Raw genomic sequence first — 13,097 nt, forward strand, 5'->3', positions numbered from 1 at the left:
ATGGCGAGGGGAGCGCCAAACGATGAAGTTCAACTTCGATGGACCTCCAGTGGATGAATCCGAGGCTGACATCCCGCTCGCCTGCCAGCGCCAATTGTTGCCTCTCGTGGGCGAAATCGTCGAGGCGGCTGTCGCGGCCGGCTGGGACAAGGATGATGTGCTTCTGGCTTTTGTGGAACTCGCGTGGGATCTTTACGAAAAAGGTCGCGGGGACCCGCAATAGACGGCCGTGAACGACTGGCTCCGCGCCGCGCCGTTGCGTGCCACTGATGCCGAACAACGCTGTCGAACCACAGGGCCGACACAGCCTCGCATGTGAACTCCTCCTTCGTGACCGATGCGTTGCCGGCTTACGCCCGGGCCGACGAATCCGGAAGCGAAGATCCGTCAAGGCTCTTCGCTATTGACAGAAATGCTGCTGAACTTCCTTCGACGGTCAGTTCTTCTTTCTTATCTCGAATAAAGAATTTTCTTTGCGCGTGGAAGTTCTTTTCAATTCGAGGCGTGTGCGTTACGTTGATTCCGGGTCAGGGGAAGGGGATACCAAGCGGCGGTAAGCCGGCTGAGGCAACACGTATGAAACATGCGGGCGGGGCTCGGGAAAGCGGCGATTCCCAGGGCGTCGATCAAGAGCGGACAGCTCGATACGTCCTGGATATCATTCCGGAAAGTGCTGGTCCCAGAAGAGCCACCGCCCGCGGAAGCGTCATCTATTCCGTCCGCAGTCCGGGATCGCAGAAATTCCTGGCCAGGGAGCATTCCACGGGGATTGTGCTGAGGCCGGCACGCAAGCTGAGAGCCTCGCTCGGCAGTGACAGGATCACGCAGTACGATGCGCCGGTCGGCTGTCTCGTCGTCAATCCGGCGGGCGTCGACAGCACGCTGGCCTGGTCGCAGACCAGGGAGAACGCCGTCGTTTCGATCTCTCCCGAAGCGCTGTCCGAGCTGGCGGCCCATGAGTTCGACCTCCCGGACGTCAAGCTCGAGCCGCCCGCGTTCGGCACGGTTGACCTGAGGGCGCTCAACATAGCCCAGATGATCACTGCCGAACTGACCGACAGGCTGCCGCCGAACGAGCTCTATCTGGACTCGCTGCTGACGGTGTTCGGGGTGCATCTGCTGCGCGGTTATACGGGTCGCAAGAGGCAGGCCGCGTCGCCCAAAGGCGGGCTCTCCGCCGTTGGCGCCCGACGCGTGCGAGAGTATCTCGACCAGAACTTCGTGCGGAAAGTCATGGTCGCCGAGCTCGCGTCGGTCGCGGGGGTGTCACCAAATCATTTCATAGCAAGGTTCGCCGGGACATTCGGCATGCCGCCGCATCGGTATCTGATCAACCTGCGCCTCGATCTCGCGGAAAAGCTGCTGGCCGGCGGAGAGTTGCCGATTGCCGAAGTCGCCTACCTTGCCGGATTTTCGGATCAGAGCCACCTGGCCGCGACCATGAAGAGATACAGGGGAAGGACGCCAGGCGGGCTGGTGACGCTTTCCGCAGGAATTGAAAGCCCGACCATGGCAAAGTAGCAACAGCTGCTGGCCAGCGATCCAAGACCGGAATTTCCTACAAGGCTTCCGGAGTTTTTCAAAATACGTCCGTCACCACCTGTGCCCCAAGCTTTGCTGGAGTCATTTGGAATGCCATTCAGTTCGCGCATTGCTTGCCATCCGGCCGGATCGATCACATGAGCGGGGTTGGCGATGCGGGCCCGCTTCGATCAATCACGAATTGTTTTTCAGGGGAACGGGGAGGGAGGCCTCGGGTTGAAGTTCATCTAGGAAATATCGGGAGGCCGAAAAATGCCGGGCGATGATGGTCCCCCCGGATCGGTATCCGGAGCCAATCCGGCCCGGCAGCCGCTGCTCAACGTGAAGGGCGGGCTTTCCGTCCGCAGTGCGCGCAAGGTGCAGGAGTTCCTGAACGAGAACTTCTCGCGCAAGCTGGCGCTTGCCGAAATGGCCGCCGTCTGCGGATTTTCATCGTACCACTTCGTGCGCGCCTTCTCCAGGACGTTCGGCATGCCGCCGCATCAATATGTTCTCGATCTCAGGCTGGACTTCGCGGAAAGACTTCTTGCCGACAGCCGCATGACCATCGCCGACATCGCCCATCTCAGCGGGTTTTCGAGCCAGAGCCACTTCACCACCATGATGAAGAAATACCGGCAGATGACGCCGATGCAGGCGCGGGCGGGCAAGTTTAACGCAAAGATTAGATGAAGCCGCGCTCTCGTCATTATTTGATTACTTGATTTTAAAGCAGTTGCTAAGGTAACGAGCCGTTAACCTCCGCGTATATGCTCGTATCTTTTCTCACAAGACAGCAATTTCGTGAAATACCGCGAAGGGGAATCATGTCTTCCTGCTGTGGAGTGGAAGTGTCAGACATTTCGTGCCGGCCAGCGGAGAGGGAACCATGACCGACAATCATATTTCGGGCGGCCATATTTCGGGCGGCTCGCTCCTTGTTCAGCGCCGTGCGGCGCATTTCGCCAGTCACTGGATCGCGAATGGCGATCCTCGGTCCCGCTCGGCCCGGCGCCGCTTGATGGCGGTCCTGCGCATGGCGCATCGTGCGCTCGGCATGGGGCGCAAGCGCCTGGGGTTGGGAACGCTGGGCGTCGGCGGGGCGCTCGGGACCGCCGTGACGCTGGGCGCCTTCGCCATGGGTATGGCCGCGACGCCGGCTCAGGCGCAATATCAGGCCGGCGGCGGGTCCGCGACCGCTCCCGAGGCCATCGCGGTCGGAAACGGCTCAAACGCCAGCCTTAACTGGGCCATAGCGCTCGGCTTCCAGGCCCAATCGACGGCGCAATACGGCGTCGCCATTGGTCGCACCGCGTCGGCCACGGGCACCGGCGGCGCAGTGGCGATCGGCTCCGGTACGATTTCAAACAATATCAACACGGTAGCGATCGGCGTCGCCGCGGGTGCCACTGGGGCCGGGGCCAGCGCGCTGGGCACCAACGCCCAAGCTTCGGGAGGGAACTCCACCGCAGTCGGTGTCAGCGCCACGGCCAGCAACAACTATGCGTTCGCCGCTGGCTACGGGTCCGTAGCCAGCGGGCTGCGCAGCACTGCGATTGGGCAGTTCGCAGGGGCGTCCGGGCTGGACGCTGTTGCACAAGGCACCAGCACCGTTGCGAACAGCCAAAATGCCGTCGCCGTCGGCTTCCAGTCGACCGCAACCGCGATAAACGCCGTCTATCTCGGCTCGCGCACCGCTGCCGGGACGGGAGCCTTGGCCCAGAGCGCCATTGCTATCGGTACGGACGTGACGGCGTCTCAGGTCGACACCACCGCAATCGGACGCCAAAGCAAGGCAACGGGAACGGGCGCCACGGCGATGGGTAAGAACGCCAGCGCCTGGGGCAACCAGTCCATTGCATTCGGTGTGGGCGCGCAGGCAGGCGTGCAGGCCGACACGGCCGTGCCCAACAGCATCGCCATCGGCACCAGCGCGCTTGCGAATAAGAACAACGCGATGGCGCTCGGCACGCTGGCCAATGCCACGGAGGACGGTGCCATCGCCATGGGCTCCTCTACCAACGCGACAGCCACGCAGGCCGTGGCGCTTGGCGTTTCCGTCAACGCCACTGGCGCCGGCGCCACCGTGGTGGGCAGCGCAGGCTCCACTGCGTCCGGCGCCTACTCCATTGTGGTAGGCGCCACCAGTACCGCGAGCGGAGCCAATTCCATCGCCATCGGCCCCTCGACCAACGCGACGGCGGCTAACACCATTGCCTTGGGCGCCAGCGCCAAGGCGGATTCCGCCGAAGCGGTCGCCATGGGCACCAATGCGGTGGCGACCGGCGGCAAAGCCGTCTCCATCGGCTCCGGCAACACCGCCTATGGCGACGGCGCGGTGTCGATCGGCGATCCGAGCTATGCCAGCGGCACCGGCGCCTTCACCGGCGGCGCCAACAACATCGCCAACAGCGACGGCACGGCGACCGCCACCGCGGCCAACATGGCCAACGGCGCCGTCGCGATCGGCAACAGCAACAAGGCGATCGGGCAAGGTTCCGTGGCGCTGGGCAACGGCTCGACGGCGGGCGCGGCCGGCCTCGCCGGAAATGTCGCGCTCGGCGATGGCGCGACGGCGGCGGCAAGCTCCGGCGACGTGGCGCTCGGCTCGGGCTCGGTGACCACCACGGCGGTCGGCACGGCCAGCGGGGTGGTCAACGGCACCACCTACGCCTTCCAGGGCACCAACCCGACCTCGACGGTCAGCATCGGCGCGGTCGGCGCGGAACGCACCATCACCAACCTGGCGGCTGGGCGGATCAGCGCGCTCTCCACCGACGCCATCAACGGCTCGCAGCTCTTCGCCACCAACCAGGCGGTCGATGCCATCGGCGCCGTCGTCAACAACATCAATGTCGGCGGCGGCATCAAGTATTTCCATGCCAACTCGACGCTGGCGGATTCGCAGGCGCTGGGAGCCGATTCCGTCGCTGTCGGCCCGAATGCGGTCGCCAACAATGCCGGCGATGTCGCGATCGGCCTGAATTCGACGTCGGGCGCCACGACCAATGTCGGCGGCACGACGATCGGCGGCGTCAACTATACCTTCGCCGGCGGCACGCCGGCGGGCGCCTTCTCGGTCGGCTCGGCCGGCGCCGAGCGCCAGATCCAGAACGTCGCGGCCGGACAGTTGAACGGCGGTTCGACCGATGCCGTCAACGGCTCGCAGCTCTTCGCCACCAACCAGCAGGTGACCCAGAACACGACCGACATTGCCAATATCGGCGCTGGCGTGACCAATCTCGGCAACACGATCAACAACATCACCGGCGACACGTCGACCGTCTTCACCGACGCCAATGGCGAAGGCATCCGCTATGCCCGTACCAACGAGTTCGGGCTGGCGCAGACCGATTCCTTCGCCCAAGGCGTCGGTTCCACGGCGGTCGGCTACAATGCGACCGCGACCGGCGTCAGCGCGCTGGCGCTCGGCCGCGACAGCAATGCCAGCATCGACGGCGGCGTGGCGCTCGGCTCGGGTTCGCTCTCCGATCGTCCGATCGCTCCGGCTACCGGGCAACTGCCCGCCGGCCCATCCAACTTCATCGAGTACAACACCACCGACAAGGCGCTGCTCGGCGCCGTTTCGGTCGGCAACGCCACCTCCTACCGGCAGATCACCAATGTCGCCGACGGCACGCAGGACCAGGACGCGGTGACGGTGCGCCAGCTCGCGGGCGCCATCGCCGCCGTGTCGGCCACCTCGACCAAGTATTTCCATGCCAATTCGGTGGCGGCCGACTCGCTGGCGGTCGGCGCGGAATCGGTCGCGGTCGGTCCGACCACGGTCGTCAACGGCGATAACGGCATCGGCATCGGTAACGGCGCCATCGTCGACCAGACGGCGCCCGGCGGAACCGCCATCGGCCAGAACGCCCATGTGATGCTGGCGGACGGCCTGGCCTTCGGCACCAATTCGCTCGCCTCCGGCATCCAGTCGGTGGCGCTCGGCGCCGGCGCGCAAAGCACCTTCATCAACAGCGTGGCGCTGGGCGCGCAGTCCATCACCTCGGTCGGCGCGCAGGCCGGCTACGCGGCCTTTGCCCTGACCGCTCCGCAGACCTCGGTGGGCGAGGTGTCGATCGGCGACGCCGGAGCTGAACGCAAGCTCACCAATGTCGCGGCCGGCTCGGCCGACACCGACGGCGTCAACGTCTCGCAGCTGCGCGGCGTGTCGCAAAACGTGACCAACCTGTTCGGCGGCACCACCACGCTCAACCCCGACGGCTCGATCAGCGGGCCGACCTACACCGTCCAGGGCAACACCTACACGACCGTCTATGACGGGCTCACGGCGGTCGACAATGCCTTGACCACCATCAGCAATGGCGGCGGCATCAAGTACTTCCACGCCAATTCGTCGCTGGCCGACAGTATCGCCGGCGGCACCGACGCCGTGGCGATCGGACCCGAAAGCGTGGCGAGCGGCAACGACAGCCTGGCCGCCGGCCATGGCTCTACGGCTACCGGGGCGGGCGCGGTCGCGCTCGGCCAGGGCGCGCAGGCCAACAACGCCAACGATGTGGCGCTCGGCTCCGGCTCGGTGACGCAGAGCGCCGTCGGCACCTCCAGCACCGTCATCAACGGCAAGACCTATGCCTTTGCCGGCACGACGCCGACCGGAACAGTCAGCGTCGGCGATGCCGGCGCGGAGAGGACGATCACCAATGTCGCTGCCGGACGGATCGCCGCCGACAGCACCGACGCGATCAACGGTTCGCAGCTCTTCGCCTCCAACCAGGCGATCGAGGCCCTGCAAACGGGCGTCGGAAATCTCAACCAGAATGCGGTGACCTATGACACGCAGGGCGGCGCCAAGACGAACACCATCACGCTGCAAGGCGGCGACGTCAACGCGCCGGTCGTCATCTCCAATGTCGGACCCGGCGTCGCCGGCACCGACGCGGTCAATGTCAACCAGCTGACCAAGGGCCTGGACACCGCCATCAGCACATCCAACAGCTATACCGACAAGGTGGCGGCCACGACCCTGCAACAGGCCAACGACTATACCGACCAGAAACTCGGCCAGCTGAATTCGGACATCAGCGGCATCCGCGACGAAGCCCGGCAAGCGGCGGCAATCGGCCTCGCCGCCGCCTCGCTGCGCTACGACGACCGTCCCGGAAAGCTGAGCGTCGCGGCGGGCGGCGGCTTCTGGCGGGATGCCAGCGCCTTTGCCTTCGGCGCGGGCTACACCAGCGAGGACGGCCGCATCCGCGGCAATGTCTCGGGCACGGCGGCGGGCGGAAATGTCGGTGTCGGCGCCGGCCTGAGCTTCACGTTAAACTGAGGCGGGAATGAACGGGGCAACCAGCCGTCATGCCCGGCTTTTCCTCCTGACCTGCCTGGCGCTTGCCGGCGGCCTGTCCTTGGCCGCCGGGCCAGCCGCCGCGCAAGCGACCGCGCCCTACAGGATCAAGCCATCCGACGTGGCGGTGCCGCCGGATGTGAAGCTGGGCCAATACCAGCGCACCATCCGGCCCTTCGAGAACTGGACGCTGATCTGCGACGAGAACCTCAAGGCGCGCAAGAAGGTCTGCAATGTCTCGCAGGTGATCGAGGACGGGGCCGGCAGGATGGCCTTCAGCTGGTCGCTCGCGGCCACGCAGGACGGCAAGCCCTACATGATCCTGCGCACCGCGCCGAACGCCAAAAGCGACGGCCTGGTGTCGCTGAAGTTCGACGGGCGCGACCCGATCGACGTCCACTTGAACGGCTGCAACGAAGTGGTCTGCGTCGGCATGCTGCCGGTGGGGCCCGTCATGCGCCAGCAGATAGTGCAGAAAGCGACGCCGGCCATCTCCTACCCGACCGTCGACGGCCAGACGATTACCGTGACCGCAACGCTCAAGGGGCTGTCCGAGGCCCTTGCGCCAATCAAATAACCGAGGCAGCACCGTGAGCCAGCAAGACCCGTTCATCTCCCCAGCGCGCGGCCCGAGCGTGGAGCCGGACCGCAAGAGGATCGTCGAGCCCGATCGCAAGAGGGGCGCCGAGCCGCAGCGGCGGTGGCCGCGCGTCCTAGCCTTCTCGCTGCTGGGGCTGGCCATGATCGGCATCGGCTTCGCTGCCGCCAACTATGCCGCGATCGCCGGTCTCGTCGGCACCCCGACGGCCGCACAGGCCGGGATCGCGCCGCCCGCATTGCCGGACTCGCCCTTCCTCGAACATGTCAAACAGGCCGGGGTGCAGGCCTGCTCGACGATCTTTCCTGTGCTCGGACAGGTGCTGACGACGGGTTCTAAATACAGCGTCAAATCCTTGTGGAACGACCAGGCCGCCGACAAGCACGCCGTGCAGGCCCTCGTCGGCATGGATTATGCGACGGAAAAATACAGCGGACCGGCCGCCGGCGTGGTTTTCGCATCGCCCACCGCTTCCGGCTGCGAAGGCGCGATGGTGCGGGTGGCGCCGTTCGCCAGCCCGTGTTCGGAGATCCCGTCCGTTCTTCCGCAAGGCAGCAAGATCACCGACCATCTCGGCCAGGTCGAAGTGTACGAGCTGGGCGGCAATTCGGGCGAAGCGCTTCTGCTGCCGACCGGCAATAGCTGCGTGGTGATTTCCATCGCGTCGGCGTCGAAGTGAGACAACGGGATAGGCGAATGGGCGAGGGCTCCTGGAAAGGATTGCAGACCATGAAATCGCGACGTCTGGCAGTTTTGTGCATGGCCCTGCTGTGGAGCGGGCAGGTTGTCTCGGCCGACCTTGTGGCGCCGCCGGAGCCGGAGCCGAAGGAGGAAAAGGGCATCTGGGGGGCGATCGCCTATTCCAGCATCGATACCAAGCACGGCTTCTTCTGGGGCGCCGACAAGCGCCAGGAGGCGAAGGACGCCGCGATGAAATATTGCGAGAACGCCGGTGGCAAGGGCTGCACTGTTGTCACGGTGTTCCGCAATCATCGCCATTGGACAGACGACGACGAGACGGGCTTTCCCTACAAGCACTGCGGCGCCCTGGCCGTGGCTAAGGAGAAGCAGAGCGACCGGCTGACGCCCTGGGGCGCCAACTCCGCCGAGACCCGCAAGGACGCGGAAGATCTCGCTCTGCGTGCCTGCGAGGCGGCGGGAACCGAATGCAAGATCCGCGAGTGGGTCTGTACCTGAAGCGCACCGCGCCCGACGGCTTCATACGACGCGCTTTGGAATTGCTTTTGCACCCTGCGTGAGGCAGATGACCATGCTCGCGGCCCCGAAAATCCCATCCGGTTTTCGGGTCACGCGCGTGAACCCGAAAGAGAAGGTCGCCATCGTTGTTTGACAGATTTGTTCTTCTGAAGGCGGCCGCAATCTGCGCGGCGGCGCTGCCCGCATCGAGTGCCTGTGCGCAACAGCAGCAGGCGGCCACGCTTCCAAACGGCGCGTCGTCGCTCCAGGAGACCTATCAGGACTGGAGCCTGGCCTGCACCATCCAGGACAATGCACGCGCCTGCTCGGTTTCGCAGGACCAGACGCAGAAGAACGGCCAGAGGCTGCTGGCGGTGGAGTTGCGGGCGGGGCCGAAGGGTGGATTGACCGGAACCCTGCTTCTGCCGTTCGGTATCCTGTTCGACCCAGGCGTGACGATCCAGATCGACGACCAGCCGCCCCTCGGCCAGTTGCGGTTCCGCACCTGCCTGCCGAACGGATGCGTGGCGCAGTTTCCGATCGATCGGGCGCTGGCGCAGAAGCTGAAGGCGGGCGGCGTATTGACGCTCAACGTCATCACCGACGCCGAGACCAAGCTCAACTTCCCCGTCTCCCTGAAAGGCCTCGGCGCCGCCCTCGACCGCGTCGCGGCGCTGAGCGGGCGCTGAGGAGGGGCGAAGTCGGCTTTAGTCCAGCTCGCGCGGCCTTTGGGCCGCAGCGCCGGAGCCCCACAAGGCGCGCCTGAGCAGGTTCCGTCCGCCCTTGCGCGGGACAAGATTGATATCGCTGACAAGCTTTGCGCCGCCCTCGCGCCGCTCCAATGTGATCTTGCGGCTGTGGAAGGCTTCCAGCTCGGCGCGATGCGCGACGCTTATGATGGTCACCTTCGGTAATTCATGGATGACCGTCTCCATCATCTTGTCCTGGCTCTTCTCATCGAGCGCAGACGTCGCTTCGTCCAGAACGACGATATCGGGATGATGCAGCAGGAGGCGCGCGAAGGCGAGCCGCTGCTTTTCGCCACCCGACAGGGTCTGGTCCCAGGGCGCGTCTTCCTCGATCCGGTCCTTGAGATAATCGAGCCCCACCTTGTCGAGGGCGGCGTTGATCTTCTCCAGCGTCCAGTTGTCGGCGGCGGCCGGATAGGCGACCGCGCGGCGCAGCGTTCCGGAGGGGATGTAGGGACGTTGCGGCAACATGAACAGCCGCCTGCCGGGGTGGAAGTCGACGCTGCCGCCACCCCACGGCCAAAGGCCTGCGACGGCCCGCACCAGCGTGCTCTTGCCCGAACCGGATTCGCCGGCCACCAGCACCCGCTCGCCAGGCTCGATCTCGACCTCGGTTTCCTTGACCACGCCGGTGCCGTCGTCGAGCGACACCGAGAGATTGTCCAGGCTGAGCATCGCACCGTCTTCGGTTTCGCCGTGCCTGATGCGGCCCAGCGCGTCGCTGCGTTCGGCGCGCTCCAGCCCGTCAAGCGACATCATCAGCGAGGCAATACGCCGTGCCGAGGCGTTCCAGTCGGCGAGGCGGGGATAGTTGTCGACCAGCCATCCGAACGCGGCCTGCACGATGGCGAAGGCTGAGGCAGCCTGCATGATCTGTCCAAGTGTCATGCTGCCTTCGAGAAATTTTGGCGCGCAAAGCAAGATCGGCACGACCGGTGCAAACAGGCTCGACCCCTGCGACACCAGCGCCGTGCGCATGTGCTGGCCTGTCAGCAGCGCCCATTGCCGGAGCACCGTGCCGAACGTCTTGTCGATGCCGCTGCGCTCCTCCTCCTCGCCGCCGAGCAAGGCGATGCTCTCGCCGTTTTCGCGCACGCGCGTCAGCGTGTAGCGGAAATCGGCTTCCGCCTGGTTCTTCTGCTCGGAGAGCCGCACGAAATGGCGGCCGATGACCACCATCGAAGTGGAGGTGATGGCGGCGTAGATCACCGCGGTCACGACCAGGAAGCCGGGAATGGTGACGCTCCAGCTTCCGATCGGCAAAGTCAGCGCCCCGCCGATCGTCCACAGCACCACGATGAAAGTGGAGGCCGACAAAAACGCGTTGATCACGCCGGAGATGAAATCGACGGGCGACTCCGTGGCGATCCGCAAATCCTCCGCGATGCGTGCCTCGGGGTTCGTGTGGTCGCCGCCCACGAGGTTCAGCTGATAGTAGCGGCCGCTTGCGAGCCAGCGCGCGATGATGGCGGTGGTCGACCAGGAACGCCAGCGGCGCTGGATCGTCATGCGAAGGTAGACTTGCGCGACGACAAGGCTTGCGCTTCCAACCACCAGCGGCGGGAACACGGCGCTGAGCACATAGACGGTGTGGGCGTTGCGCTGCTCGATGGCGTCGAAGATCGAGCGGTTCCAGATGTTGATCCCATACTGGAAGCCGACATTGATGCATATCAGCATCAACAGCCCGAGCGTGAACGGCCAGGCCAGCTTGTCGCCGCGCGTGCTCCAGTAGCCGCGCGCGCTGATCCAGAAGCGCCTCAGCAGGTATCGCTTGCGCGCCTGCTCGGCCTCCTGCGGCGTCAGCTCCGGACCGGGTTCGATGGCCCCGGGCGGTGGCGCAGCCTCGCCCACGACCTCGGACGCAACTTCGACTGTCGAGGCCTTCTCCTGGTGCGACTTCTCTGCCTTGCGCCGCCTGGCGCCGTCGACCGTTTTCGGCATGAGTTCAGCCTCGGATGTAACGGCGACAACGGCCTAAAAATCAAAAAGTTTCACCAGGCCCGCTCCAGACGGCGCCATGGGTCTCCCCGTGCTCCCCTGCTCGACCCGCGATGCCGCCAGCCGCCGCTGGACAATTCGCCAGCCGGCGGGCCCGTTTAGCGACGGTCTCCTCGCAGCCGGAACGAGACCGTGTGCTTGGAACCAATGATGGGCGAGACTGTTTAGCCATGAACTTCGATGCGACGCCGACGTCCCGGCCCGGTCGGGTGAGCAGCGACCTTGAGGAGCCCCTTGTCATGAAGATTTCGTCCAGATTTCGTTCAGTCGCCATCGCCGTGATCACTGCCGCGGGCGTTGGCTTTGCCAGTGTCGCGCACGCCGACACCGGAACGATCCGCTTCTCCATCTACAAGGCGGCCTTCTTCATCGGCGGCGCCGGAGGCGAGGGCACGCTGACCTTCCATGGCCGCCGGTATCCGATCTCGGTCGGCGGCATTTCGGGCGGCCTCGCCTTCGGTGCCTCCAAGACCTATTTCCGGGGCACCGTGCGCCATATCAAGCGCGCCCGGGACGTGACGGGTGTGTACGGCGCGGCGGGCGGCGGCGGCGCGCTCGGCAAGGGCGCCCAGGTGATCGTCATGACCAACGACAAGGGCGCCCAGCTCGAGCTCACGGGCAGGCAGGTAGGGCTGCAAGTCAACGCCGATCTCAGCGGCATGAGCATCACGGTGAAGTGAGGGCGGTCACTGCGTCGGTGTTTCGAGGGATGAGCCGGCGGCCCCTCCCTACCGCTCCTCCACGATCCGCAGATAGGCCGCCGTCACGAACAGCACGATCAGGCCGAACAGGATCCTTCTTGCCCCCTCCGGCATCTGCAAAATCGTCAGCAGCGTCGTCAGCACGGTCAGGATCAAGGCGCCGATGATGGTGCCGGTATAGCCGCCGCGGCCGCCGAAGATGGAGGTGCCGCCGATGACGGCGGCGGCCACGGAGGGCAGCACCAGCGGTTCGGCGAGGGACAGGGAAGGGGCCTTGATCAAGCCGATATAGAGCAGGCCGGTGATGCCGGCGAGCAGGCTGGAGAGGACGTAGAGCGCGGTGATGACCTGCCAGTAGCGCACGCCGGAAAGGCGGGTCGCGCGCTCATTGTCGCCGACGGCGTAGAGCAGGCGGCCGAAACCGGTGCGGTTGAGGCCGAAGACGATCAGCACCGCGACGGGGACGAACAGAAGCAGCGCGTTGGGAAACCCTGCGGTCACGCCGGTGCCGAGCCAGGCGAGGAAATCGGGGATCTTGGCGCCCGAGGCGATCACCGTGCGTTGATAGACCTGCAGGAAGCCGGTGCCGATCAGGCTGGTGCCCAGCGTCATGATCAGCGGATGGACGCGGAAGACGCCGACGCCGATGCCGTTGACGAGGCCGATCATTACCGCCGGCATCATCGCCAGGAGGAAGGCCACGGCCGGGTCCTGGTTGACGGCTTGCGTAGCCATGATGAAGGCGCTCATCGTCGCCACCGTGCCGACAGAGAGATCGATGCCGCCGGTCAGCATGGTCATGGTCTGGCAGCCGGCAAGGATCGCCAAGGGAATGGCGAATTTGATGGTGTTGGCGATCCAGCGCTCGTTGACGATGCCGGGGCGCAGGATCTGCAAAATCACAACCAGGATGACCAGCAGGATGACCAGCGGAATCAGCGGCCGGTCGGCCATGAAGTGTTTGACACGGCGGCCGAAGGGGACGGGTTGGGGCGTGATTGCGGTGGTGCTCATGGGGT

11 protein-coding genes are annotated in these 13,097 nt (G+C 65.3%); 9 read left to right on the plus strand and 2 right to left on the minus strand.

Annotated features, from left to right (window positions below):
• Positions 1-22 precede the first annotated feature (22 nt).
• The 8 genes from LB547_RS30765 (at position 23) to LB547_RS30800 (ending at position 9,316) form a co-directional block, all read left to right on the plus strand.
• Positions 23-223 (plus strand): hypothetical protein, encoded by a 201-nt coding sequence (locus LB547_RS30765; protein ID WP_140500096.1) that lies wholly within the window; start codon positions 23-25, stop codon positions 221-223.
• A 107-nt stretch (positions 224-330) separates the two neighbouring features.
• Positions 331-1,521 carry a helix-turn-helix domain-containing protein gene (locus LB547_RS32585; protein WP_224655996.1) on the plus strand — a complete coding sequence of 397 codons (1,191 nt, stop codon included), beginning with the start codon at positions 331-333 and terminating at the stop codon, positions 1,519-1,521.
• A gap of 273 nt (positions 1,522-1,794) precedes the next feature.
• Positions 1,795-2,214 (plus strand): helix-turn-helix transcriptional regulator, encoded by a 420-nt coding sequence (locus LB547_RS30775; protein ID WP_181177969.1) that lies wholly within the window; start codon positions 1,795-1,797, stop codon positions 2,212-2,214.
• A 196-nt stretch (positions 2,215-2,410) separates the two neighbouring features.
• Entirely contained in the window at positions 2,411-6,814 is a 4,404-nt protein-coding gene (locus LB547_RS30780; protein ID WP_140759748.1) for a YadA-like family protein, read from the plus strand.
• A 7-nt stretch (positions 6,815-6,821) separates the two neighbouring features.
• Positions 6,822-7,409, plus strand: a complete 588-nt coding sequence (locus LB547_RS30785; RefSeq protein ID WP_140500091.1) for an invasion associated locus B family protein — start codon at positions 6,822-6,824, stop codon at positions 7,407-7,409.
• Positions 7,410-7,422: 13 nt separating this feature from the next.
• The gene (locus LB547_RS30790; RefSeq protein WP_140759751.1) at positions 7,423-8,109 is read left to right on the plus strand and encodes a hypothetical protein; all 687 of its coding nucleotides are present in this window, start codon (positions 7,423-7,425) and stop codon (positions 8,107-8,109) included.
• Between the two features lie 50 nt (positions 8,110-8,159).
• Entirely contained in the window at positions 8,160-8,627 is a 468-nt protein-coding gene (locus tag LB547_RS30795; protein ID WP_140759754.1) for a DUF4189 domain-containing protein, read from the plus strand.
• 146 nt (positions 8,628-8,773) lie between these two features.
• Complete coding sequence (locus tag LB547_RS30800; RefSeq protein WP_140630635.1) at positions 8,774-9,316, plus strand: invasion associated locus B family protein; 543 nt, start codon at positions 8,774-8,776, stop codon at positions 9,314-9,316.
• A gap of 18 nt (positions 9,317-9,334) precedes the next feature.
• On the opposite strand, the gene LB547_RS30805 is transcribed toward LB547_RS30800, so the two are convergent.
• Positions 9,335-11,320, minus strand: coding sequence for an ABC transporter ATP-binding protein/permease (locus LB547_RS30805; protein WP_140630638.1), 1,986 nt, complete (start codon positions 11,318-11,320; stop codon positions 9,335-9,337).
• A gap of 296 nt (positions 11,321-11,616) precedes the next feature.
• Between LB547_RS30805 and LB547_RS30810 the strand changes: the two genes are divergently transcribed.
• Complete coding sequence (locus LB547_RS30810) at positions 11,617-12,057, plus strand: hypothetical protein (protein WP_140500175.1); 441 nt, start codon at positions 11,617-11,619, stop codon at positions 12,055-12,057.
• A gap of 48 nt (positions 12,058-12,105) precedes the next feature.
• On the opposite strand, the gene LB547_RS30815 is transcribed toward LB547_RS30810, so the two are convergent.
• A complete protein-coding gene (locus LB547_RS30815) occupies positions 12,106-13,092 on the minus strand; it encodes an ABC transporter permease (protein WP_140759757.1) in 987 nt (328 codons plus the stop codon).
• Between the last annotated feature and the right edge of the window lie 5 nt (positions 13,093-13,097).

Origin of the sequence: Mesorhizobium sp. B264B1B (genome assembly GCF_020165765.1) — a bacterium.
Taxonomy (GTDB): domain Bacteria; phylum Pseudomonadota; class Alphaproteobacteria; order Rhizobiales; family Rhizobiaceae; genus Mesorhizobium.

What these genes read in the sequence shown, in the direction of transcription:
- LB547_RS30815 (WP_140759757.1), bottom strand. Translation starts at nt 13,092, where the DNA reads ATGAGCACCACCGCAATCACGCCCCAACCCGTCCCCTTCGGCCGCCGT.
- LB547_RS30810 (WP_140500175.1), top strand. Translation starts at nt 11,617, where the DNA reads ATGAAGATTTCGTCCAGATTTCGTTCAGTCGCCATCGCCGTGATCACT.
- LB547_RS30805 (WP_140630638.1), bottom strand. Translation starts at nt 11,320, where the DNA reads ATGCCGAAAACGGTCGACGGCGCCAGGCGGCGCAAGGCAGAGAAGTCG.
- LB547_RS30780 (WP_140759748.1), top strand. Translation starts at nt 2,411, where the DNA reads ATGACCGACAATCATATTTCGGGCGGCCATATTTCGGGCGGCTCGCTC.
- LB547_RS30765 (WP_140500096.1), top strand. Translation starts at nt 23, where the DNA reads ATGAAGTTCAACTTCGATGGACCTCCAGTGGATGAATCCGAGGCTGAC.
- LB547_RS30785 (WP_140500091.1), top strand. Translation starts at nt 6,822, where the DNA reads ATGAACGGGGCAACCAGCCGTCATGCCCGGCTTTTCCTCCTGACCTGC.
- LB547_RS30795 (WP_140759754.1), top strand. Translation starts at nt 8,160, where the DNA reads ATGAAATCGCGACGTCTGGCAGTTTTGTGCATGGCCCTGCTGTGGAGC.
- LB547_RS30775 (WP_181177969.1), top strand. Translation starts at nt 1,795, where the DNA reads ATGCCGGGCGATGATGGTCCCCCCGGATCGGTATCCGGAGCCAATCCG.